Origin of the sequence: Limimaricola hongkongensis DSM 17492 (assembly GCF_000600975.2) — a bacterium.
Classification (GTDB): domain Bacteria; phylum Pseudomonadota; class Alphaproteobacteria; order Rhodobacterales; family Rhodobacteraceae; genus Limimaricola; species Limimaricola hongkongensis.
This window is the reverse complement of the sequence record NZ_KK088649.1, coordinates 45725-65468: the sequence shown is the minus strand read 5'-3', so window position 1 is coordinate 65468 and position 19744 is coordinate 45725. Positions and strand designations below refer to the sequence as shown.

Genomic DNA, 19744 nt, shown 5'->3' with positions numbered 1-19744 from the left:
GAAGAGGTCCGAGACACGAGAAAGGCCCCCGGGATGCGTCCCGGGGGCCTTTTTCATGCGCGCCGCCCCACGCGCGTCCCGCGCGATACGGGGCGGGGGGGGCCGTCCCTGTCAGGCGGCCTCGGCCGCCGCCATCGCCGCCTGCCAGCGCGGATCGCCTTGCGGCGCGCGCCCCTGATGCGCGCAAAGCCGCGCCACCAGATCGGCGCAGCACAGATGATGCAACCGCGCGACATCCGGCAGGGCCATCGCCTGCGCATGGACGCGGTCGAAGGCCCGCGCATGGGCCAGCGCCGCAAGATCGCGCCGCCCGTTGCGGTCGCGCGCCTCGAAGAAGGACTGGGTATAGCGGTCCTTGGCCGCCGTCGCCGAAAGCGTGCCGCGCTTCAGCTCGAACTGCTCGGCCGAGCGCAGCATGTAATGGTTCATCTGCGCGTAGCGATGCGTGACCTGTTCGACATCCGTGTAGCGCACCGGGTGCGGCCCGTGCAGCAGCTCTTCGATCATCCGCCCCTCGCTGTCGACGATGCGGTTGGCGCCCCGGTCCCACGTGCCGTCGAACTCCCACGGCATGTGATCGCTCCAGCGCCCGAACCGGCGCGGCGTGCGAAACAGCGTCTTGACCATGACGTTGGCGGGCCGCCGCGACATGCCGCGCCTGCGAAACTGCCGGTGCACGAGACCGGGCTGGTAGCGCCGCCAGCCGCCCGTGCCGAAGCATTGCCAGTGGAACGCCACGCCGAGATGGTCGCGCCCCAGATCGTCGAGATAGGCGCCGATGCCGCCATCCCCGCGATGCAGCACGAGGAACTCGTCGACATCGCAGATCAGCAGCCAGTCGGTGTCCGCGGTGGCGGGGTGGCGCTGCGCGTGGCGATGCGCGGATTGCTTGGGCGGCGTGCCCGCGGGCGGGCGATGTTCGAACCATTGCAGCCAGCCCGCGCGCGCAAAGGCGTCGAGCAGGGCGGGGGAGCGGTCGGTGCAGTCATTGACGCCGACCAGGATCTCGAAGCCCATCATCCGGTACCACGAGATCCACTCGACGAGGAACGCGCCCTCGTCGCGCATGCCGGCGAAAACGAGAAAGCGTTCGGGGCGGTCGGTCATGCAAGCGATGATGCAGGCGATCGCCGGGGCCGTCCAGATGCGGCGGGCGGGGGCGCGGGGCGCCCCCGCCCGCCCGTGATCAGGCGGCCTCGGCGCGGTCTCGGGCGCGGGCCAGCACCCGGATCCGGCTGTCGAACTCGCCCCGGTCGACATAGCAGCCGCGCAGGTGCCGGAACCCGGTCGACGGGTCGAAGGCGGCGCGGCCATGCAGCACCCGGCGGTTGTCGAACACCACCATTTCCCCGGCCTTGAGCTTGAGCGTCACGAGGTAGGCCGGGTCTCGGGTCATCTGCATCAGCCGGCGATAGGCGGCATAGTAGTCCGGCATGATCGCGGGATCGATGTCGAGGATGTCGGCGAGATGGGCGTTGAAGCAGATCTCCTCGATCTCGCCGCCGCGCCCGCGCCGGATCACCGTCTTGCGCGCCCGAATGTCGGTGTCGCCGTCATGAAAGCGGAACGGGATGTCGACCGTGGCCAGCAGCTCGAAGGCGGCGGGGTCTTCTCGCGCCAGATCCTCGGCCACCGCGACGCCGTCGCAGAACACCGAACCGCCGCCTTCGGCCTCGTTGGCGAGGCAGTGCAGGAACTGCCAGCCCGGCGGCATCTCCTGGTTGGTCAGGTCGGTGTGCAGCGGCAGCGCGTCCGAGGTGTAGGCGAGATTGTTGGGATCGGGCTTCGAGACGACCTCGAAGGTCAGCCCGAAATTGGTCTCGCGCAGGAAACCGATCCGCCGCGCGACGCCGCAGCCCGCCTCGACATCGTCCTCGAGCCCTTCGACGATCGACAGGCCGTATTCCTTGCTGTCGCGCAGCCAGGTCGAAAGCGCCATGTCGTCGGCCAGCACCTCGGCCGCGCGGGCGCGCGGCACGCCGCCCGCGCCCAGATCGCCCCGCCACGCGGTGGCGGGCAGCTGCGCGGGATCGGGGCGCGCCGCGCCGGGGCGATTCTCGCGCAGCCAGCCGAGCTCGAACCGGCTGGCTTCGTCATGCCCGGGCCAGTCGATCACCAGCGTCGTGCCCTCGACCCGCGCCGCCTCGGGCGCGAGATCGAGCGGCACCGAGGTCAGGTCGAAGACCCGCTCGCCGGTGCGCGGGTGAAACCCCGCCGGGTCGGTGTCGCGCAGCCAGATATAGGGAAACGCATCGCTGCCGCCATCGGCCCAGTCGAGCCGCAACTGCCGCGCCTCGAGGCGCGGGCTTGCCATGTCTGCCATGGGTATCTCTCCGTAATGTCAGGGGAAAAGGGAATGCGCGGCGGCGGGCCGGGGCGGCGGCCACCAGTCATAGGCCTTCGCGTGCGGATGGCCCGGGCGTCTTCCCAGAACGACACTCATCTGCAATCCGGCCTGTCCTTCGATCCTGCGTGACGGTATGGGGCGCAACCTAACACGGCGCGGCGGTGATGTCAGGGCGGGGGGGCGCAGGCGGCCCGCCGGAGGCTGCCGCGGCGTCTTGCCGGCGGGGTGGGGCGGGCGCCCTCGGGGCGCAGTTGACACCCTTCGCGACTCCCCCTATACGGCCACCACTTGGGCAGGGGGCAGTCCGCTTTCCGCCCTGATATCAGAGCTGAAGTGGTCACGATCCGGGCCAAGTGCCCCGATCCTCTGGAGACCCACCGCATCGTGTCCGGGAGAGGGGCGCGTTCGCGGGTTTTTGTGCTTTACGGACGCGTGAAGTGCGAGGAATCGAAATCGGCGGGCCGTCCGGTCCGTGACACATGTGCAGGAAACGGGGAAAGACGCCCAATGCCAACGATCCAGCAGCTGATCCGCAAGCCGCGGCAGCCGAAAGTCACCAAGTCCAAGTCGCAGCACCTTGAGTCCTGCCCGCAGAAGCGTGGCGTGTGCACTCGGGTGTACACCACGACGCCGAAGAAGCCGAACTCGGCCATGCGGAAGGTCGCCAAGGTGCGCCTGACCAATGGCTTCGAGGTCATCAGCTACATTCCCGGCGAGAGCCACAACCTTCAGGAGCACTCGGTGGTCCTGATCCGTGGCGGCCGGGTCAAAGACCTTCCGGGCGTCCGTTACCACATCCTCCGCGGCGTGCTTGACACCCAAGGGGTCAAGAACCGCAAGCAGCGCCGCTCGAAGTACGGCGCGAAGCGTCCGAAGTAAGGAGAGAGCGCCATGTCGCGTCGTCACGCCGCCGAGAAACGTGAGATCCTGCCCGATGCCAAGTTCGGCGACCGGGTTCTCACCAAGTTCATGAACAACCTGATGATCGACGGCAAGAAAGCCGTCGCCGAGCGCATCGTCTACAACGCGTTCGACCGGGTCGAGAGCCGTCTCAAGAAGGAGCCCGTCGAGGTGTTCCACGAGGCGCTCGACAACATCAAACCCTCCGTCGAGGTGCGTTCGCGCCGCGTCGGCGGTGCGACCTACCAGGTCCCCGTCGAGGTCCGCCCCGAGCGCCGCGAGGCGCTGGCGATCCGCTGGCTGATCGACGCCAGCGCCAAGCGCAACGAGAACACCATGGAAGAGCGTCTCGCCGGCGAGCTGCTCGATGCGGTCAACGGCCGCGGCACCGCGGTGAAGAAACGCGAAGACACCCACAAGATGGCCGACGCCAACAAAGCGTTCAGCCACTACCGCTGGTAAGCGGAAGGAGCACAGTTATGCCTCGCGACTATCCTCTGCAGCGCTACCGCAACTTCGGCATCATGGCCCACATCGATGCCGGCAAGACCACCACGACCGAGCGGGTGCTGTTCTACACCGGCAAGTCCCACAAGATCGGCGAAGTCCATGACGGCGCCGCGACCATGGACTGGATGGAGCAGGAGCAGGAGCGTGGCATCACGATCACCTCTGCTGCGACCACCACGTTCTGGCAGCGCCAGGAAGACCCGACCGCCGAGGGGACTTCGGACACGAAGTACCGCTTCAACATCATCGACACCCCCGGCCACGTCGACTTCACCATCGAAGTCGAGCGTTCGCTGGCGGTGCTCGACGGTGCGATCTGCCTCCTCGACGCCAACGCCGGTGTCGAGCCGCAGACCGAGACCGTCTGGCGTCAGGCCGACCGCTACAAGGTTCCGCGCATCGTCTTCGTCAACAAGATGGACAAGATCGGCGCCGACTTCTTCAACTGCGTGAAGATGATCAAGGACCGCACCGGCGCGACCCCGGTTCCGATCGCCCTGCCGATCGGCGCCGAGGACAAGCTCGAGGGCATCGTCGACCTGATCAAGATGGAAGAGTGGGTCTGGAAGGGTGAAGACCTGGGCGCGTCCTGGGTCCGTCAGCCGATCCGCGACGAGCTTCAGGACGTCGCCAACGAGTGGCGCGCCACGCTCATCGAGAATGCCGTCGAGCAGGACGATGACGCGATGGAGGCCTATCTCGAAGGCCAGGAGCCCGACGAGCCGACCCTGCGCAGCCTGATCCGCAAGGGCACGCTGTCGCTGTCCTTCGTGCCGGTCGCCGCTGGTTCCGCGTTCAAGAACAAGGGCGTCCAGCCGCTGCTCAACGCGGTCATCGACTTCCTGCCCTCGCCGCTCGACGTGCCCGCCTATATGGGCTTCTCGCCGGACGACGAGACCGAGACCCGCAACATCCCGCGTCATGCCGACGACTCCGAGCCCTTCTCGGGCCTGGCGTTCAAGATCATGAACGACCCCTTCGTGGGCTCGCTGACCTTCACCCGGATCTACTCGGGCGTGGTGAGCAAGGGCGACACCATGATGAACTCGACCAAGGGCAAGCGCGAGCGCGTCGGTCGGATGATGATGATGCACGCCATCAACCGCGAAGAGATCGAGAACGCCTATGCGGGCGACATCATCGCGCTGGCCGGTCTCAAGGAGACCACCACCGGTGACACGCTGTGCGACCCCAACAAGCAGGTCGTGCTCGAGACCATGACCTTCCCCGATCCGGTCATCGAGATCGCGGTCGAGCCGAAGACCAAGGCCGACCAGGAGAAGATGTCCGCCGGTCTGCAGCGTCTCGCCGCCGAGGACCCGTCCTTCCGCGTCGAAACCGACCTCGAGTCGGGCCAGACCATCATGAAGGGCATGGGCGAACTGCATCTCGACATCCTGGTCGACCGCCTCAAGCGGGAGTTCAAGGTCGAGGCGAACATCGGCGCGCCGCAGGTGGCCTACCGCGAGACCATCGGTCACGCCGTGGAGCACACCTACACCCACAAGAAGCAGTCGGGTGGTTCGGGCCAGTTCGGCGAGGTGAAGCTCAACATCATGCCCACCGAGCCGGGCGAGGGCTACTCGTTCGAGAGCAAGATCGTCGGCGGCGCGGTGCCCAAGGAATACATCCCGGGCGTCGAAAAGGGCATCAAGTCGGTGATGGACTCCGGTCCGCTGGCGGGCTTCCCGGTGATCGACTTCAAGGTCGAGCTGCTGGACGGCAAGTTCCACGACGTCGACTCGTCGGTTCTCGCCTTCGAGATCGCCTCGCGGATGTGCATGCGTGAAGGTCTGCGCAAGGCCGGCGCCAAGCTGCTCGAGCCGATGATGAAGGTCGAGGTGCTGACGCCGGAAGAGTACACCGGTGGTGTCATCGGCGATCTCACCTCGCGTCGGGGTCAGGTGCAGGGTCAGGACACGCGCGGCAACGCGATCGTGATCGACGCCTTCGTGCCGCTAGCCAACATGTTCGGCTACATCAACACGCTGCGCTCGATGACCTCGGGCCGGGCCCAGTTCACGATGATCTTCGATCACTACGAGCCGGTCCCGCAGAACATCTCCGACGAGATCCAGAAGAAGTACGCGTGACGGTCGGCGGGGCCCTCGGGCCCCGCCATCACGACGCCTGACAATTCAAGGAGCCAATCATGGCGAAGGCAAAATTCGAACGCACCAAACCGCACGTGAACATCGGGACCATCGGTCACGTGGACCACGGCAAGACCACCCTGACGGCGGCGATCACCAAGTATTTCGGTGATTTCCAGGCCTACGACCAGATCGACGGCGCGCCGGAAGAGAAGGCCCGCGGGATCACCATCTCGACCGCCCATGTCGAGTACGAGACCGAGACCCGTCACTACGCCCATGTCGACTGCCCCGGCCACGCCGACTACGTCAAGAACATGATCACCGGTGCCGCCCAGATGGACGGCGCGATCCTCGTGGTGAACGCCGCCGACGGCCCGATGCCGCAGACCCGCGAGCACATCCTGCTCGGCCGCCAGGTGGGCATCCCCTACATGGTCGTCTACATGAACAAGGTCGACCAGGTGGATGACGAGGAGCTGCTCGAGCTCGTCGAGATGGAAATCCGCGAGCTGCTGTCCTCCTACGACTACCCGGGCGACGACATCCCGATCGTCAAGGGCTCGGCGCTGGCCGCCATGGAAGAGCGCGACGACGAGATCGGCAAGAACTCGATCGTCGAGCTGCTGAAGGCCGTCGACGACTACATCCCGACCCCGGCCCGCGCCGTGGACCTGCCGTTCCTGATGCCGATCGAGGACGTGTTCTCGATCTCCGGCCGCGGCACCGTGGTCACCGGCCGCGTCGAGCGTGGCGTGATCAATGTCGGCGACGAGATCGAGATCGTCGGCATCCGCGACACCAAGAAGTCGACCTGCACCGGCGTCGAGATGTTCCGCAAGCTGCTCGACCGCGGTGAAGCGGGCGACAACGTCGGCATCCTGCTGCGCGGCATCGACCGCGAGGGCGTCGAGCGTGGCCAGGTGCTGTGCAAGCCCAAGTCGGTCGCGCCGCACACCAAGTTCGAGGCCGAGGCCTACATCCTCACCAAGGAAGAGGGTGGCCGTCACACGCCGTTCTTCGCGAACTACCGTCCGCAGTTCTACTTCCGCACCACCGACGTCACCGGCACGGTCGTCCTCCCCGAGGGCACCGAGATGGTGATGCCGGGCGACAACCTGAAGTTCAACGTCGAGCTGATCGCCCCGATCGCCATGGAAGACGGCCTGCGCTTCGCCATCCGCGAAGGCGGCCGCACCGTCGGCGCCGGCGTCGTGTCGAAGATCATCGAATAACGACGCGCCCCAGTGGACGTCGCCGCGGGGCGGGTGTAATGCCCGCCCCGCACCACATTTTACGACGGGTTCGACGTGGACCGGCAATACCGCCCGGCCGACCTCTCAACCCGAACCCTTGAAGGGGACTAACATGGCCGCCCAAAGCCAGAATATCCGCATCCGGCTCAAGGCTTTCGACTACCGCGTGCTGGATGCCAGCACCGCGGAGATCGTCAGCACCGCCAAGCGCACCGGCGCCTCGGTCCGCGGGCCGATCCCGCTGCCGAACAAGATCGAGCGTTTCACGGTTCTCCGTGGCCCGCACATCGACAAGAAATCCCGCGATCAGTTCGAGATCCGCACGCATAAGCGTCTTCTCGACATCGTCGACCCGACCCCGCAGACCGTGGACGCGCTGATGAAGCTCGACCTGGCCGCCGGCGTCGACGTCGAAATCAAGGTGTGAGGGGGGTGACGATGTTGCGTTCCGGAATCATCGCCAAGAAGGTGGGCATGACCCGCCTGTTCCTCGAGGATGGCAAGCAGGTCCCCGTGACCGTGCTCCAGCTCGACAACCTGCAGGTCGTGGCGCAGCGCACGATCGAGCGTGACGGCTACACCGCCGTTCAGCTCGGTGCCGGCACCGCCAAGGCCAAGCGCGTGAGCGCGCCGATGCGCGGCCATTTCGCCGCCGCCAAGGTCGAGCCCAAGCGCAAGGTCGCCGAGTTCCGCGTGGCGCCCGAAAACCTGATCGAAGTGGGCGAGGAAATCATCGCCGCGCACTACTTCGAAGGCCAGTTCGTCGACGTGTCCGGCACCTCGATCGGCAAAGGCTTCGCCGGTGCCATGAAGCGGCACAACTTCGGCGGCCTGCGCGCCACGCACGGCGTGTCGATCAGCCACCGTTCGCACGGCTCCACCGGCCAGTGTCAGGACCCCGGCAAGGTGTTCAAGGGCAAGAAGATGGCCGGTCACATGGGTGCTGCCCGCGTGACCACCCAGAACCTCCAGGTCGTCAAGACCGACGCCGACCGTGGCCTGATCATGGTCAAGGGCGCGGTGCCGGGCGGCAAGGGCGGCTGGGTCACGGTCAAGGACGCCGTGAAGAAGCCGGTGCTCGAGCACGTGGTGTTCCCGGCCGGGCTGAAGAGCCATGCCGACGAAGCCAAGCGCCTGGCTGACGAGGCCGCCGCCGAGGCCGCCGCTGCCGAGGAAGCCGCCGCCAAGGCCGCTGCCGAGGCCGAGCAGGCCGCGATCGAATCCGCTGAGAAGGGTGAGAACAATGAAGGCTGATGCGATCAAGCTGGACGGCGCCTCCGCGGGCTCCGTCGATCTCGACGACGCGATCTTCGGCCTCGAGCCGCGCGCCGACATCCTGCACCGCGTCGTGCGCTGGCAGCGCGCGCGTGCCCAGCAGGGCACGCACTCGACGCTGGGCCGGTCCGAGGTCAGCTACTCGACCAAGAAGATCTATCGCCAGAAGGGCACCGGCGGCGCACGCCACGGCTCCAAGGGCGCGCCGATCTTCCGTCACGGCGGCACCTACAAGGGCCCGACGCCCCGCAGCCACGACCACGAGCTGACCAAGAAGTTCCGCAAGCTCGGCCTCAAGCACGCCCTCTCGGCGAAGCTCAAGGCCGGCGAGCTGGTGGTGATCGAGAACGCCGAGACCGAGGCCAAGACCTCGGCGCTGGCGAAGCAGGTCGCCAATCTCGGCTGGAAGCGGGCGCTGGTCATCGACGGCGCCGCGGTCAACGAGGGCTTCGCCCAGGCCGCGCGCAACATCGCCAACCTGGACGTGCTCCCCTCCATGGGTGCCAACGTCTACGACATCCTCCGCAGTGACACGCTCGTGCTCACCAAGGCGGCTGTCGAAGCTCTGGAGGCTCGCCTGAAATGAGCGCGAAACCCGAACACTACGACGTGATCCGCAAGCCGGTCATCACCGAGAAGGCGACCCTGGCCTCCGAGGCCAACGCGGTGGTCTTCGAGGTGGCGATCGACGCCAACAAGCCGCAGATCAAGGAAGCCGTCGAGGCGCTGTTCTCGGTCAAGGTGAAGGCGGTCAACACCGTCGTCACCAAGGGCAAGGTCAAGCGGTTCCGCGGTGTCATCGGCACCCGCAAGGACGTCAAGAAGGCCTATGTGACCCTCGAAGAGGGCAACAGCATTGACGTCTCGACCGGTCTCTAATACGTGACCCCATCGGCGCGGCCCCGGATTCGTCCGGGGCCGCTCCTTTTGACCGCAGGGGACCTTCGGGGCCCTTTATCACCGGGGACCTTCGGGGCCCTTCAACTGCCGGGTCGACACGACCCGCAAAGCAACGGAAGACACAAAGCATGGCACTCAAGTCGTACAAGCCGACGACGCCGGGCCAGCGCGGGCTGGTGCTGATCGACCGTTCGGAGCTTTGGAAAGGACGCCCCGTCAAGGCCCTCACCGAGGGTCTGACCAAGTCGGGCGGCCGGAACAACACCGGACGGATCACGATGCGTCGTCGTGGTGGTGGCGCCAAGCGCCTCTACCGGATCGTCGATTTCAAGCGCAACAAGTTCGACATGCAGGCCGTCATCGCCCGCATCGAATACGACCCCAACCGCACCGCCTTCATCGCGCTGATCCAGTACGAAGACGGCGAGCAGGCCTACATCCTGGCGCCGCAGCGCGTCTCGATCGGCGACAAGGTCGTCGCGGGCTCGAAGGTCGACATCAAGCCCGGCAACGCGATGCCCTTCTCGGGCATGCCGATCGGCACGATCGTCCACAACATCGAGATGAAGCCCGGCAAGGGCGGCCAGATCGCGCGTTCGGCGGGCACCTATGCCCAGTTCGTGGGTCGTGACGGCGGCTACGCCCAGATCCGCCTCTCCTCGGGCGAGCTGCGGCTCGTGCGCCAGGAGTGCATGGCGACGGTCGGCGCGGTCTCGAACGCGGACCACTCGAACCAGAACCTCGGCAAGGCCGGTCGCAACCGCCACTTCGGCAAGCGTCCCGCGGTCCGTGGTGTCGCGATGAACCCGATCGACCACCCGCATGGTGGTGGTGAGGGCCGGACCTCCGGTGGCCGTCATCCCGTGACGCCCTGGGGCAAGCCGACCAAGGGTGCGCGCACCCGCAACAAGAACAAGGCGTCGTCGAAGCTCATCCTTCGTTCGCGCCACGCTCGCAAGAAAGGCCGTTAACACATGGCTCGTTCTGTTTGGAAAGGCCCTTTCGTCGATGCTTACGTGCTGAAAAAAGCCGAAGCGTCGCGCGAGTCCGGCCGCAATGAAGTGATCAAGATCTGGTCGCGCCGTTCGACGATCCTGCCCCAGTTCGTGGGCCTGACCTTCGGCGTGTACAACGGTCACAAGCACATCCCCGTCAACGTCAGCGAAGACATGATCGGTCAGAAGTTCGGCGAGTACGCGCCGACCCGCACCTATCACGGTCACGCCGCTGACAAGAAAGCGAAGCGGAAGTAAGCCATGAGCAAGGACAAGAATCCCCGCCGCGTCGCCGACAACGAGGCGATGGCCAAGACCCGGATGCTGCGCACCAGCCCGCAGAAGCTCAACCTCGTTGCCGCGATGATCCGCGGCAAGAAGGTGGAGAAGGCCCTCACGGACCTGACCTTCTCGAAGAAGCGCATCGCCGGCGACGTCAAGAAGTGCCTGCAGTCCGCGATCGCGAACGCCGAGAACAACCACAACCTCGACGTCGACGAGCTGGTCGTGGCCGAGGCCTGGGTTGGCAAGAACCTGGTCATGAAGCGCGGCCGTCCGCGGGCCCGTGGCCGGTTCGGCAAGATCGTCAAGCCGTTCTCGGAACTCACCATCACGGTCCGTCAGGTCGAGGAGCAAGCCTAATGGGTAACAAGGTCAATCCCGTCGGCATGCGGCTTCAGGTCAACCGGACCTGGGACAGCCGCTGGTACGCCGACACCAAGGACTACGGCGATCTTCTTCTCGAAGACCTCAAGATCAAGGACTTCATCAAGAAGGAAGCCAAGCAGGCCGGCATCAGCCGCGTGATCATCGAGCGCCCGCACCGCAAGTGCCGGGTCACGATCCACGCCGCGCGTCCGGGCGTCATCATCGGCAAGAAAGGCGCGGACATCGAAGTCCTGCGCAAGAAGCTGTCGAACCTGACCTCGTCGGAGCTGCACCTCAACATCGTCGAGGTCCGCAAGCCGGAGCTGGACGCCGCGCTGGTCGGCGAGTCCATCGCCCAGCAGCTCGAGCGCCGTGTCTCGTTCCGTCGCGCCATGAAGCGCGCGGTGCAGAACGCGATGCGCATGGGTGCCCTTGGCATCCGCGTCAACGTCGCGGGCCGTCTCGGCGGCGCCGAGATCGCGCGGACCGAATGGTACCGCGAGGGCCGTGTGCCGCTGCACACGCTGCGCGCCGACATCGACTACGCGCTGTCCGAAGCCGAGACCCCCTATGGCATCATCGGGATCAAGGTCTGGATCTTCAAAGGCGAGATCATGGAGCATGATCCGCAGGCGCGTGACCGCAAACAGGCCGAGCTGCAGGAAGGCCCCGTGCCCCGCGGCGCCGGCGGCCGCCGGTAAGGGGAGGGTTGAAACATGCTTCAACCGAAGCGCACTAAGTTCCGCAAGCAGCACAAGGGCCGGATCCACGGCGAAGCCAAGGGCGGCTTCAACCTGGACTTCGGGTCCTATGGCCTGAAGGCCGTGCAGCCCGAGCGCATCACCGCGCGTCAGATCGAGGCCGCCCGCCGCGCCCTGACCCGCCACATGAAGCGTCAGGGCCGGGTCTGGATCCGGATCTTCCCGGACACGCCCGTGACCTCCAAGCCCACCGAAGTCCGGATGGGTAAGGGTAAGGGTTCGGTCGACTTCTGGGCCGCCAAGGTCAAGCCGGGCCGCGTGATGTTCGAGATCGACGGCGTCAGCGAAAGCGTCGCCCGCGAAGCTCTTCGCCTCGCCGCGATGAAGCTGCCGATCAAGACCCGCACCGTGGTCCGCGAGGACTGGTAAGGGCAGGGGGCTTCGGCCCCCGCGCACGACACGAAGGCCCCCGCCGAGCGATCGGCGGGGGCTTTTGCTTTGCCGGCAGCTTGTCTTTAGTGGGTTCGGGTTGCGTGCAACCTCTTGCCACAACCTGCGGCTATCTATTCGGTGGGCCTATGACCAAACTTGTTCTCCTGCATCGAGCTGACTCCATCTATGAGGACGAGCTGGATACCCGGTATGATTTTCCGAAAGCCTACTTGAAGGCTATGCGCGAAGGCGTCGGCGATTGGGTTGTGTATTATGAACCGGTGAAAGCCGGTCCGCGCGCCTATTTTGCGGTCGCCAAGATTGCGGCGATCATTCCCAAGCCGGGAGTCGCCGATCGCTATTTGGCGTTGATCGAACCCGGCAGCTTCCTGCCATTCGATGAAAATGTCGCTCGTTTAATTGAGGGCCGCCCGCTCGAAACATTGCTCTCACATCCGGATGGAACCCCTAAAAAGGGAGGCGCTCAGCAACAGGCTGTCCGCAAGTTGCCTGAGGCTGATTTTGCTAGGATCGTGAACATAGGACTGCCGCAGCATCTCGAGGAAATGGAAGCCAGGAGATATGGAAGTCCCTCTTCGGCCATGGCGGAGGAGGCACTTGCATTCGAGCGCCCCATTCTCGAACGATTGACCAAACGTGCCTACCGAGATGTCGCGTTTAGGCGCCGGGTCAGGGAAGCTTACGACTATCGCTGTGCGATTTCAGGACTTCGGCTCAGAAATGGCGGCGGCCGTCCGGAAGTGCAAGCAGCGCATATTCGCCCGGTTGATAAACAGGGAAGCGACTCGGTCCGTAACGGCCTGGCATTGTCAGGAACGTTGCATTGGATGTTCGATCGCGGTCTCATCTCCGTTGCTGAGGACTGGACGATCTTGGTGTCGCGGAACAAAGTCCCCGGTGAGGTCGTGGACCGACTCATCGTCCCGGATGGACGCCTCCGTAAGCCGAATGACCGGCATGACTGGCCCCACCCAGAAAACCTGCGCTGGCATAGAGAGAACGTGTTCGGGCAAGTATCAATGACCCCGGATGAAGCTCTACCTTGGAGCTGAGCGAGCCGAAGCGCTTCGATGGTAGCTCGACCCTACAGGCACGACACGGTGCCCCGTCCGAGAAAGGGTTTGCATCCCCGGCCCATTCCGTCTAGGGACAGCGCTCATTCACCTATCCACCGGAATCAGGGTGACCCTCTCGATGATGAAAGGGGCCTTCCGGTGATGTCGAAAGGAAAGCCCCATGGCGCTGCATGCCAAGGAACTCCGCGACAAGTCCGCGGACCAGCTCCGCGAGACTCTCGTCGACCTGAAGAAAGAAGCGTTCAACCTGCGCTTCCAGCAGGCCACCGGCCAGCTCGAGAACACCGCGCGGATGCGCGTCGTCAAGCGCGACGTCGCCCGCATCCACACCATCCTGAACCAGAAGGCGGCCGAAGCCGCCGGCACGGAGGCCTGAGCCCATGCCCAAACGCATCCTGCAAGGCGTCGTGACCTCGAACCAGAACGCGCAGACCGTCACCGTGTCGATCGAGCGCCGGTTCACGCACCCGGTTCTGAAGAAGACCATCCGTAAGTCCAAGAAGTACCGGGCTCACGACGAGGCGAACACCTACAATGTGGGCGACATCGTCCGCATCCAGGAATGCGCCCCGAAATCCAAGACCAAGCGCTGGGAAGTGATCGCCGAGTAAGGCGCCCACGTTCCAGCTTGAACGAAACCCTGGGGAGAAGGCCATAGCGAGCCCCCCAAAGGTCGGGAGAAACCCATGATCCAGATGCAGACCAATCTGGATGTCGCTGACAACTCCGGCGCACGCCGGGTGCAGTGCATCAAGGTCCTCGGCGGTTCGCACCGCCGGTATGCGTCGGTCGGCGACATCATCGTGGTGTCCGTCAAGGAAGCGATCCCCCGTGGCCGCGTGAAGAAAGGTGACGTCCGCAAGGCCGTCGTCGTGCGCACCGCCAAGGAAGTTCGCCGCGAAGACGGCACTTCGATCCGCTTCGACCGCAACGCGGCCGTCATTCTCAACAACAACAACGAGCCGGTCGGCACCCGTATCTTCGGGCCGGTGGTTCGTGAGCTGCGCGCGAAGAACTTCATGAAGATCATCTCGCTCGCTCCGGAGGTGCTGTAATGGCTGCCAAACTCCGCAAAGGTGACAAGGTCGTCGTCCTGACCGGCAAGGACAAGGGCAAGACCGGCGAGATCCAGTCCGTCGATCCCAAGGCCGGCAAGGCCGTGGTCGAGGGGATCAACGTCGCGATCCGCCACGTCAAGCAAAGCCAGACCGACCAGGGTGGCCGTCAGCCCAAGGCGATGCCGATCCAGCTGTCGAACCTGGCCATCGTCGATGCCAACGGCAAAGCGGCCCGCGTCGGCTTCCGCGAGGAAGACGGCAAGAAGGTGCGTTTCGCCAAGACCACCGGGGACGTGATCTGATGCTCGATACCGCGAACTACACCCCGCGTCTCAAGGCGACCTTCGCCGACGAGATCAAGGCCAAGCTCCGCGAAGAGTTCGGCTACAAGAACGACATGCAGATCCCGCGCCTGGACAAGATCGTCCTGAACATCGGCGCCGGGGCCGAGGCCGTCCGCGATTCCAAGAAAGCCAAGTCCGCCCAGGACGATCTTTCGACCATCGCCGGTCAGCGCGCCGTCGTCACCAAGGCCAAGAAGTCGATCGCCGGCTTCCGCGTCCGCGAGGACATGCCGCTCGGTGCGAAGGTGACCCTGCGTGGCGACCGGATGTACGAATTCCTCGACCGCCTGATCACCGTGGCGATGCCGCGCATCCGCGACTTCCGCGGCGTGCCGGGCAAGAGCTTCGACGGCAACGGCAACTACGCCGTCGGCCTGAAGGAGCACATCGTGTTCCCGGAGATCAACTTCGACAAGGTCGACGAGGTCTGGGGCATGGATATCGTCATCTGCACCACCGCGAAGACCGACGCGGAAGCGAAGGCGCTGTTGAAGCATTTCAACATGCCGTTCAACAGCTGATCCGCGGGAGGAAAAGAGAGATATGGCCAAGAAATCCATGATCGAACGCGAGAAGAAGCGCGAGCGTCTGGTGGCTCAGTATGCCGCCAAGCGCGCCGAGCTCAAGGCGATCGCGAACGACAAAGACAAGCCCGTGGAAGAGCGCTTCAAGGCGAACCTGAAGCTCGCGCAACTGCCGCGCAACAGCTCGCCCACCCGTCTTCACAACCGCTGCCAGCTGACGGGGCGTCCGCACGCCTACTATCGTAAGCTGAAACTCAGCCGGATCATGCTGCGCGAGCTCGGCTCGAACGGGGAAATCCCCGGCATGGTCAAGTCGAGCTGGTAAGGAGGGTCCACAGATGAACGATCCCATCGGTGATATGCTGACCCGCATCCGCAACGCGCAGATGCGTCACAAGTCCACCGTCATCACCCCCGCCTCCAAGCTGCGCGGCTGGGTGCTCGACGTCCTGGCCGACGAAGGCTACATCCGCGGCTACGAGCCGACCACGGGCAAGGACGGGCACCCCGCTCTCGAGATCAGCCTGCGCTACTACGAAGGCGCGCCGGTGATCCGTGAGCTGAAGCGGGTCTCCAAGCCCGGTCGCCGCGTCTACATGAGCGTCTCCGACCTGCCGGCTCCGCGCCAGGGTCTGGGCGTCTCCATCGTCTCCACGCCCCGCGGCGTGATGTCGGATGCAAACGCACGCGCAGCCAATGTCGGCGGCGAAGTGCTTTGCACCGTATTCTAAGGAGGGTCCGGAATGTCTCGTATCGGTAAACGCCCGGTCGCTCTGCCCAGCGGCGTCACCGCCAATGTCAGCGGCCAGACGGTCGAAGTGAAGGGCCCCAAGGGCACCCGCAGCTTCACCGCCACCGACGACGTCACCCTCGCCGTCGAAGACGGCGCGGTGTCGATCACCCCGCGCGGCCTGTCCAAGCGGTCCCGTCAGCAGTGGGGCATGTCCCGCTCGATGGTCCAGAACCTCGTCACCGGGGTCTCCGAGGGCTTCAAGAAAGAGCTCGAGATCCAGGGCGTCGGCTACCGCGCGCAGATGCAGGGCAACACCCTGAAGCTGGCGCTCGGCTACAGCCACGACGTGAACTTCGAGGTGCCGGAAGGCGTGACCGTCACGGCCCCGAAGCAGACCGAGGTGGTGGTCGAAGGCATCGACCAGCAGCTCGTGGGTCAGGTTGCGGCGAACATTCGCGAGTGGCGCGCCCCGGAGCCCTACAAGGGCAAGGGCATCCGCTACAAAGGCGAGTTCATCTTCCGCAAGGAAGGCAAGAAGAAGTAAGGACGCGAAAAAATGGCAAACAGCAAACGGGATCTGTTCCTGAAGCGCCGTCAGCGCGTCCGGAGCAAGCTGCGCAAGGTGAACGCGGATCGTCCGCGTCTCTCCGTGCACCGCAGCAACAAGAACATCAGCGTGCAGCTGATCGACGACGTGAACGGCGTCACTCTCGCCTCGGCCTCCTCGCTCGAGAAGGATCTGGGCATCGTCGGGAAGAACAACGTCGAGGCGGCCGCCAAGGTCGGTGCGGCGATCGCGGAGCGTGCGAAGAAGGCCGGCGTGTCCGAAGCCTATTTCGACCGCGGCGGCTTCCTGTTCCACGGCAAGGTCAAGGCGCTCGCTGACGCGGCGCGTGACGCCGGCCTGAAGATCTGAGGAGACGTAACATGGCAGAACGTGACAACCGTCGCCGCGACCGCGACGAGAACCCGGAATTCGCCGATCGTCTCGTGGCGATCAACCGGGTGTCGAAGACGGTCAAGGGCGGCAAGCGCTTCGGCTTCGCGGCGCTCGTCGTCGTCGGCGACCAGAAGGGCCGCGTCGGTTTCGGCAAGGGCAAGGCCAAGGAGGTCCCCGAGGCCATCCGCAAGGCCACCGAGCAGGCGCGCCGCAACCTGATCCGCGTGCCGCTGCGCGAGGGTCGGACCCTGCACCACGACATGGAAGGCCGCCACGGCGCCGGCCGTGTCGTCATGCGGGCGGCGCCCGCGGGTACCGGCATCATCGCCGGCGGCCCGATGCGTGCGGTGTTCGAGATGCTCGGCCTCCAGGACGTCGTGTCCAAGTCGCTGGGCTCGCAGAACCCCTACAACATGATCCGCGCCACGCTGGACGGCCTGAAGGCCGAGCAGTCGCCGCGTGCGGTCGCCCAGCGTCGCGGCAAGAAGGTCGCCGACATTCTGCGCAAGCCCGAAGAGGCCAGCGCCGAAGTCGCCGAAGCCTGAGGAGAGCGGACATGGCAACCATCGTCGTCAAGCAGATCGGCTCGCCGATCCGTCGCCCCGCCTCGCAGCGTGCCACGCTGAAGGGCCTGGGTCTCAACAAGATGCACCGCACCCGCGAGCTCGAGGACACCCCCTCGGTGCGCGGCATGGTGAACTCGATCCCGCACCTCGTGCAGATCGTCGAAGAAAAGGCCTGAGCCACCGGCTCAGCGCGAACGGAAGGGGCGCCGCGGGGAACCGCGGCGCCCTTTTCGCATATGCGCCCGTCATGCCGTCACGCCGGGGGCGCATGTTTCGCGCGCGAAACGGTCAGCAGCCGTGCCCTTTGTGGCGTGCGGCGCGCGGGCGTCATGGCGCGCGGCTTGCATGGTGGCGCCATCGGGCGTATACGCCGCCGGTGGCCTTTCCGAAGGCCCCGAATCCATTCAACGAAGCCGCGTTTGCCCGTTCCGTCGCTGGGGGGCAGTTCCGGCACAAGGAGAAGCGACATGAAACTCAACGAACTGCGCGACAACCCGGGTGCGGCCAAGAAAGCCAAGCGCGTCGGCCGTGGTCCGGGCTCCGGCACCGGCAAGATGGGCGGCCGTGGTATCAAGGGTCAGAAATCCCGTTCGGGCGTGGCCATCAAGGGCTACGAGGGCGGCCAGATGCCGCTCTACCAGCGTCTGCCCAAGCGTGGCTTCAACAAGCCGAACCGCCGCGAATACGCCGTCGTCAACCTGGGCCTGATCCAGAAGTTCATCGACGCCGGCAAGATCGACGCCGCCCAGGACATCACCGAGGACGCGCTGGTCGCGTCGGGCGTGATCCGTCGCAAGCGTGACGGCGTGCGCGTCCTGTCGAAGGGCGAGTTCACCTCCAAGGCCAACATCGCCGTCACCGGCGCCTCCAAGGGCGCGGTCGAGGCGGTCGAGAAGGCGGGCGGCAAGCTCACCCTCACCGCGCCGGCGGCCGCCGCCGAATAATCGGTGGCCGGGGGGCCTTGCGCTCCCCGCCTCCGTCACCGACTGTTCCCGCGCCGCCGACCGGAAGATCCCGGTCCGGCGGCGCTGACATGACAAGAGAGCCCCGATGGCATCAGCAGCAGAACAGATGGCCGCCAACATGAGCTGGGGGGCCTTCGGCAAGGCCACCGAGCTCCGTCAGCGGATCCTCTTCACGATCGGTCTCCTGATCGTCTACCGGCTCGGCACCTTCATCCCGGTTCCCGGGATCGACGGCGCCGCGCTGCGCAACTTCATGGAGGGCGCGGCCTCCGGCATCGGCGGCATCCTGTCGATGTTCACAGGTGGCGCCCTGAGCCGGATGGGCATCTTCGCCCTCGGCATCATGCCCTACATCTCCGCCTCGATCATCGTGCAGCTCATGGCCTCGATGTACGAGCCGCTCAAGCAGCTCAAGAAAGAGGGCGAGCAGGGCCGCAAGAAGATCAACCAGTACACCCGCTACTTCACCGTGGTGCTGGCGACCTTCCAGGCCTACGGCCTCGCCGTGTCGCTCGAGGCGGGCGATCTGGTGTCCGATCCGGGCCTGTTCTTCCGCGCGTCGTGCATCATCACGCTGGTCGGCGGCACCATGTTCCTGATGTGGCTGGGCGAGCAGATCACCGCCCGCGGCATCGGCAACGGCATCTCGCTGATCATCTTCGTCGGCATCATCGCCGAGATCCCGGCCGCGCTCGCGCAATTCCTGAGCCAGGGCCGTTCCGGCGCGATCTCCCCGGCGGTGATCCTTCTGGTGATCGCCATGGTGGTCGGCGTGCTGACCTTCGTGGTGTTCATGGAGCGCTCCTTGCGCAAGATCCACATCCAGTACCCGCGCCGACAGGTCGGCATGAAGGTCTATGATGGCGGCTCTTCGCATCTGCCGATCAAGGTGAACCCGGCGGGCGTGATCCCGGCGATCTTCGCCTCGGCGCTCTTGCTGCTGCCGACCACGCTGTCGACCTTTTCGGGCGGCAGCTCGGGGCCGGTCATGTCGACGATCCTGGCCTATTTCGGGCCCGGCCAGCCGCTCTACCTGATCTTCTTCGCCGGCATGATCGTGTTCTTCACCTATTTCTACACCCGTGAAGTGGCGTTCAAGACCGATGAGGTCGCCGACAACCTGAAGAACCAGAACGGCTTCATCCCCGGTATCCGTCCGGGCAAGCGCACCTCCGAATACCTGGAATACGTGCTCAACCGGATCCTGGTGCTCGGCTCGGCCTATCTGGCGCTGGTGGCGCTGCTGCCCGAGATCCTGCGCAGCCAGCTGGCGATCCCGTTCTATTTCGGCGGCACCTCGATCCTGATCATCGTGTCGGTCGGGATGGACACCATCCAGCAGGTGCAGAGCCATCTTCTGGCGCATCAGTACGAGGGGCTGATCGAGAAATCGCAGCTGCGCGGGCGGCGCGGCGGCAAGACCAACAAGACCAAGCCGAGGGGGCCCGCGCGCCGATGAC

Annotated in this window: 29 protein-coding genes; 27 read left to right on the top strand and 2 right to left on the bottom strand. The window is 65.4% G+C overall.

Translation table 11 applies throughout. The features are described 5' to 3' along the window. Positions 1 to 111: 111 nt before the first annotated feature. Both LOKHON_RS02305 and LOKHON_RS02300 read right to left on the bottom strand, forming a co-directional pair. Positions 112 to 1107, bottom strand: a complete 996-nt coding sequence (locus tag LOKHON_RS02305; protein WP_017930003.1) for a glycosyltransferase family 2 protein — start codon at positions 1105 to 1107, stop codon at positions 112 to 114. 79 nt (positions 1108 to 1186) lie between these two features. Then, the gene (locus LOKHON_RS02300; protein ID WP_017930004.1) at positions 1187 to 2323 is read right to left on the bottom strand and encodes a TauD/TfdA family dioxygenase; all 1137 of its coding nucleotides are present in this window, start codon (positions 2321 to 2323) and stop codon (positions 1187 to 1189) included. A 531-nt stretch (positions 2324 to 2854) separates the two neighbouring features. On the opposite strand from LOKHON_RS02300, the gene rpsL reads away from it, so the two are divergent. From rpsL to secY, 27 genes are all read left to right on the top strand, one after another. Continuing rightward, positions 2855 to 3226, top strand: a complete 372-nt coding sequence (rpsL, locus tag LOKHON_RS02295) for a 30S ribosomal protein S12 (protein ID WP_017930005.1) — start codon at positions 2855 to 2857, stop codon at positions 3224 to 3226. A gap of 12 nt (positions 3227 to 3238) precedes the next feature. Beyond that, the gene (gene rpsG / locus LOKHON_RS02290; RefSeq protein ID WP_017930006.1) at positions 3239 to 3709 is read left to right on the top strand and encodes a 30S ribosomal protein S7; all 471 of its coding nucleotides are present in this window, start codon (positions 3239 to 3241) and stop codon (positions 3707 to 3709) included. 17 nt (positions 3710 to 3726) lie between these two features. Next, on the top strand, positions 3727 to 5850 hold the full coding sequence (gene fusA / locus LOKHON_RS02285) for an elongation factor G (protein WP_017930007.1): 2124 nt from the start codon (positions 3727 to 3729) through the stop codon (positions 5848 to 5850). Positions 5851 to 5909: 59 nt separating this feature from the next. Further along, positions 5910 to 7085, top strand: coding sequence for an elongation factor Tu (gene tuf / locus LOKHON_RS02280; protein ID WP_017928012.1), 1176 nt, complete (start codon positions 5910 to 5912; stop codon positions 7083 to 7085). Positions 7086 to 7218: 133 nt separating this feature from the next. After that, positions 7219 to 7533: a 30S ribosomal protein S10 gene (gene rpsJ / locus LOKHON_RS02275; RefSeq protein ID WP_017928013.1), complete on the top strand. Its 315-nt coding sequence runs from the start codon at positions 7219 to 7221 to the stop codon at positions 7531 to 7533. Between the two features lie 11 nt (positions 7534 to 7544). Beyond that, entirely contained in the window at positions 7545 to 8360 is an 816-nt protein-coding gene (gene rplC / locus LOKHON_RS02270) for a 50S ribosomal protein L3 (RefSeq protein WP_017928014.1), read from the top strand. Then, entirely contained in the window at positions 8350 to 8967 is a 618-nt protein-coding gene (gene rplD / locus LOKHON_RS02265; protein ID WP_017928015.1) for a 50S ribosomal protein L4, read from the top strand. Before rplC ends, rplD begins: the two co-directional genes overlap by 11 nt. Further along, the gene (locus LOKHON_RS02260; RefSeq protein WP_017928016.1) at positions 8964 to 9260 is read left to right on the top strand and encodes a 50S ribosomal protein L23; all 297 of its coding nucleotides are present in this window, start codon (positions 8964 to 8966) and stop codon (positions 9258 to 9260) included. The genes rplD and LOKHON_RS02260 overlap by 4 nt, the downstream gene beginning before the upstream one ends. A 149-nt stretch (positions 9261 to 9409) precedes the next feature. Beyond that, a complete protein-coding gene (gene rplB, locus LOKHON_RS02255; RefSeq protein WP_017928017.1) occupies positions 9410 to 10252 on the top strand; it encodes a 50S ribosomal protein L2 in 843 nt (280 codons plus the stop codon). 3 nt (positions 10253 to 10255) lie between these two features. Then, the gene (gene rpsS, locus LOKHON_RS02250) at positions 10256 to 10534 is read left to right on the top strand and encodes a 30S ribosomal protein S19 (RefSeq protein WP_026147424.1); all 279 of its coding nucleotides are present in this window, start codon (positions 10256 to 10258) and stop codon (positions 10532 to 10534) included. Positions 10535 to 10537: 3 nt separating this feature from the next. Further along, entirely contained in the window at positions 10538 to 10918 is a 381-nt protein-coding gene (gene rplV / locus LOKHON_RS02245; protein WP_017928019.1) for a 50S ribosomal protein L22, read from the top strand. Beyond that, on the top strand, positions 10918 to 11625 hold the full coding sequence (rpsC, locus tag LOKHON_RS02240) for a 30S ribosomal protein S3 (protein WP_017928020.1): 708 nt from the start codon (positions 10918 to 10920) through the stop codon (positions 11623 to 11625). Before rplV ends, rpsC begins: the two co-directional genes overlap by 1 nt. A 15-nt stretch (positions 11626 to 11640) precedes the next feature. Next, positions 11641 to 12054: a 50S ribosomal protein L16 gene (rplP, locus tag LOKHON_RS02235; protein ID WP_017928021.1), complete on the top strand. Its 414-nt coding sequence runs from the start codon at positions 11641 to 11643 to the stop codon at positions 12052 to 12054. Between the two features lie 149 nt (positions 12055 to 12203). After that, positions 12204 to 13130 (top strand): HNH endonuclease, encoded by a 927-nt coding sequence (locus LOKHON_RS15585; protein ID WP_081610561.1) that lies wholly within the window; start codon positions 12204 to 12206, stop codon positions 13128 to 13130. A 190-nt stretch (positions 13131 to 13320) separates the two neighbouring features. Next, positions 13321 to 13530: a 50S ribosomal protein L29 gene (rpmC, locus tag LOKHON_RS02230; RefSeq protein ID WP_026147425.1), complete on the top strand. Its 210-nt coding sequence runs from the start codon at positions 13321 to 13323 to the stop codon at positions 13528 to 13530. Positions 13531 to 13534: 4 nt separating this feature from the next. Continuing rightward, positions 13535 to 13765 carry a 30S ribosomal protein S17 gene (gene rpsQ / locus LOKHON_RS02225; RefSeq protein ID WP_017928024.1) on the top strand — a complete coding sequence of 77 codons (231 nt, stop codon included), beginning with the start codon at positions 13535 to 13537 and terminating at the stop codon, positions 13763 to 13765. Positions 13766 to 13840: 75 nt separating this feature from the next. Further along, positions 13841 to 14209 carry a 50S ribosomal protein L14 gene (rplN, locus tag LOKHON_RS02220; RefSeq protein ID WP_017928025.1) on the top strand — a complete coding sequence of 123 codons (369 nt, stop codon included), beginning with the start codon at positions 13841 to 13843 and terminating at the stop codon, positions 14207 to 14209. After that, positions 14209 to 14514, top strand: coding sequence for a 50S ribosomal protein L24 (rplX, locus tag LOKHON_RS02215; protein WP_017928026.1), 306 nt, complete (start codon positions 14209 to 14211; stop codon positions 14512 to 14514). The genes rplN and rplX overlap by 1 nt, the downstream gene beginning before the upstream one ends. Further along, the gene (rplE, locus tag LOKHON_RS02210) at positions 14514 to 15077 is read left to right on the top strand and encodes a 50S ribosomal protein L5 (protein ID WP_017928027.1); all 564 of its coding nucleotides are present in this window, start codon (positions 14514 to 14516) and stop codon (positions 15075 to 15077) included. The genes rplX and rplE overlap by 1 nt, the downstream gene beginning before the upstream one ends. Positions 15078 to 15099: 22 nt before the next feature. Then, on the top strand, positions 15100 to 15405 hold the full coding sequence (gene rpsN / locus LOKHON_RS02205) for a 30S ribosomal protein S14 (protein ID WP_017928028.1): 306 nt from the start codon (positions 15100 to 15102) through the stop codon (positions 15403 to 15405). A 13-nt stretch (positions 15406 to 15418) separates the two neighbouring features. After that, positions 15419 to 15811: a 30S ribosomal protein S8 gene (gene rpsH, locus LOKHON_RS02200; RefSeq protein ID WP_017928029.1), complete on the top strand. Its 393-nt coding sequence runs from the start codon at positions 15419 to 15421 to the stop codon at positions 15809 to 15811. 12 nt (positions 15812 to 15823) lie between these two features. Beyond that, on the top strand, positions 15824 to 16357 hold the full coding sequence (gene rplF / locus LOKHON_RS02195) for a 50S ribosomal protein L6 (protein ID WP_017928030.1): 534 nt from the start codon (positions 15824 to 15826) through the stop codon (positions 16355 to 16357). A 12-nt stretch (positions 16358 to 16369) separates the two neighbouring features. Beyond that, on the top strand, positions 16370 to 16729 hold the full coding sequence (gene rplR / locus LOKHON_RS02190; RefSeq protein WP_017928031.1) for a 50S ribosomal protein L18: 360 nt from the start codon (positions 16370 to 16372) through the stop codon (positions 16727 to 16729). A gap of 11 nt (positions 16730 to 16740) precedes the next feature. Continuing rightward, positions 16741 to 17298 (top strand): 30S ribosomal protein S5, encoded by a 558-nt coding sequence (gene rpsE, locus LOKHON_RS02185; protein WP_017928032.1) that lies wholly within the window; start codon positions 16741 to 16743, stop codon positions 17296 to 17298. Positions 17299 to 17309: 11 nt separating this feature from the next. Then, positions 17310 to 17495, top strand: coding sequence for a 50S ribosomal protein L30 (gene rpmD, locus LOKHON_RS02180; RefSeq protein WP_017928033.1), 186 nt, complete (start codon positions 17310 to 17312; stop codon positions 17493 to 17495). A gap of 291 nt (positions 17496 to 17786) precedes the next feature. Continuing rightward, complete coding sequence (gene rplO / locus LOKHON_RS02175; protein ID WP_017928034.1) at positions 17787 to 18263, top strand: 50S ribosomal protein L15; 477 nt, start codon at positions 17787 to 17789, stop codon at positions 18261 to 18263. A 106-nt stretch (positions 18264 to 18369) separates the two neighbouring features. Beyond that, the gene (gene secY, locus LOKHON_RS02170; protein WP_026147426.1) at positions 18370 to 19743 is read left to right on the top strand and encodes a preprotein translocase subunit SecY; all 1374 of its coding nucleotides are present in this window, start codon (positions 18370 to 18372) and stop codon (positions 19741 to 19743) included. Position 19744: the final 1 nt, after the last annotated feature.

Coding starts and splice junctions, on each gene's coding strand:
- LOKHON_RS02305 (WP_017930003.1), bottom strand. CDS start 1,107: ATGACCGACCGCCCCGAACGCTTTCTCGTTTTCGCCGGCATGCGCGAC.
- LOKHON_RS02300 (WP_017930004.1), bottom strand. CDS start 2,323: ATGGCAGACATGGCAAGCCCGCGCCTCGAGGCGCGGCAGTTGCGGCTC.
- rpsL (WP_017930005.1), top strand. CDS start 2,855: ATGCCAACGATCCAGCAGCTGATCCGCAAGCCGCGGCAGCCGAAAGTC.
- rpsG (WP_017930006.1), top strand. CDS start 3,239: ATGTCGCGTCGTCACGCCGCCGAGAAACGTGAGATCCTGCCCGATGCC.
- fusA (WP_017930007.1), top strand. CDS start 3,727: ATGCCTCGCGACTATCCTCTGCAGCGCTACCGCAACTTCGGCATCATG.
- tuf (WP_017928012.1), top strand. CDS start 5,910: ATGGCGAAGGCAAAATTCGAACGCACCAAACCGCACGTGAACATCGGG.
- rpsJ (WP_017928013.1), top strand. CDS start 7,219: ATGGCCGCCCAAAGCCAGAATATCCGCATCCGGCTCAAGGCTTTCGAC.
- rplC (WP_017928014.1), top strand. CDS start 7,545: ATGTTGCGTTCCGGAATCATCGCCAAGAAGGTGGGCATGACCCGCCTG.
- rplD (WP_017928015.1), top strand. CDS start 8,350: ATGAAGGCTGATGCGATCAAGCTGGACGGCGCCTCCGCGGGCTCCGTC.
- LOKHON_RS02260 (WP_017928016.1), top strand. CDS start 8,964: ATGAGCGCGAAACCCGAACACTACGACGTGATCCGCAAGCCGGTCATC.
- rplB (WP_017928017.1), top strand. CDS start 9,410: ATGGCACTCAAGTCGTACAAGCCGACGACGCCGGGCCAGCGCGGGCTG.
- rpsS (WP_026147424.1), top strand. CDS start 10,256: ATGGCTCGTTCTGTTTGGAAAGGCCCTTTCGTCGATGCTTACGTGCTG.
- rplV (WP_017928019.1), top strand. CDS start 10,538: ATGAGCAAGGACAAGAATCCCCGCCGCGTCGCCGACAACGAGGCGATG.
- rpsC (WP_017928020.1), top strand. CDS start 10,918: ATGGGTAACAAGGTCAATCCCGTCGGCATGCGGCTTCAGGTCAACCGG.
- rplP (WP_017928021.1), top strand. CDS start 11,641: ATGCTTCAACCGAAGCGCACTAAGTTCCGCAAGCAGCACAAGGGCCGG.
- LOKHON_RS15585 (WP_081610561.1), top strand. CDS start 12,204: ATGACCAAACTTGTTCTCCTGCATCGAGCTGACTCCATCTATGAGGAC.
- rpsQ (WP_017928024.1), top strand. CDS start 13,535: ATGCCCAAACGCATCCTGCAAGGCGTCGTGACCTCGAACCAGAACGCG.
- rplN (WP_017928025.1), top strand. CDS start 13,841: ATGATCCAGATGCAGACCAATCTGGATGTCGCTGACAACTCCGGCGCA.
- rplX (WP_017928026.1), top strand. CDS start 14,209: ATGGCTGCCAAACTCCGCAAAGGTGACAAGGTCGTCGTCCTGACCGGC.
- rplE (WP_017928027.1), top strand. CDS start 14,514: ATGCTCGATACCGCGAACTACACCCCGCGTCTCAAGGCGACCTTCGCC.
- rpsN (WP_017928028.1), top strand. CDS start 15,100: ATGGCCAAGAAATCCATGATCGAACGCGAGAAGAAGCGCGAGCGTCTG.
- rpsH (WP_017928029.1), top strand. CDS start 15,419: ATGAACGATCCCATCGGTGATATGCTGACCCGCATCCGCAACGCGCAG.
- rplF (WP_017928030.1), top strand. CDS start 15,824: ATGTCTCGTATCGGTAAACGCCCGGTCGCTCTGCCCAGCGGCGTCACC.
- rplR (WP_017928031.1), top strand. CDS start 16,370: ATGGCAAACAGCAAACGGGATCTGTTCCTGAAGCGCCGTCAGCGCGTC.
- rpsE (WP_017928032.1), top strand. CDS start 16,741: ATGGCAGAACGTGACAACCGTCGCCGCGACCGCGACGAGAACCCGGAA.
- rpmD (WP_017928033.1), top strand. CDS start 17,310: ATGGCAACCATCGTCGTCAAGCAGATCGGCTCGCCGATCCGTCGCCCC.
- rplO (WP_017928034.1), top strand. CDS start 17,787: ATGAAACTCAACGAACTGCGCGACAACCCGGGTGCGGCCAAGAAAGCC.
- secY (WP_026147426.1), top strand. CDS start 18,370: ATGGCATCAGCAGCAGAACAGATGGCCGCCAACATGAGCTGGGGGGCC.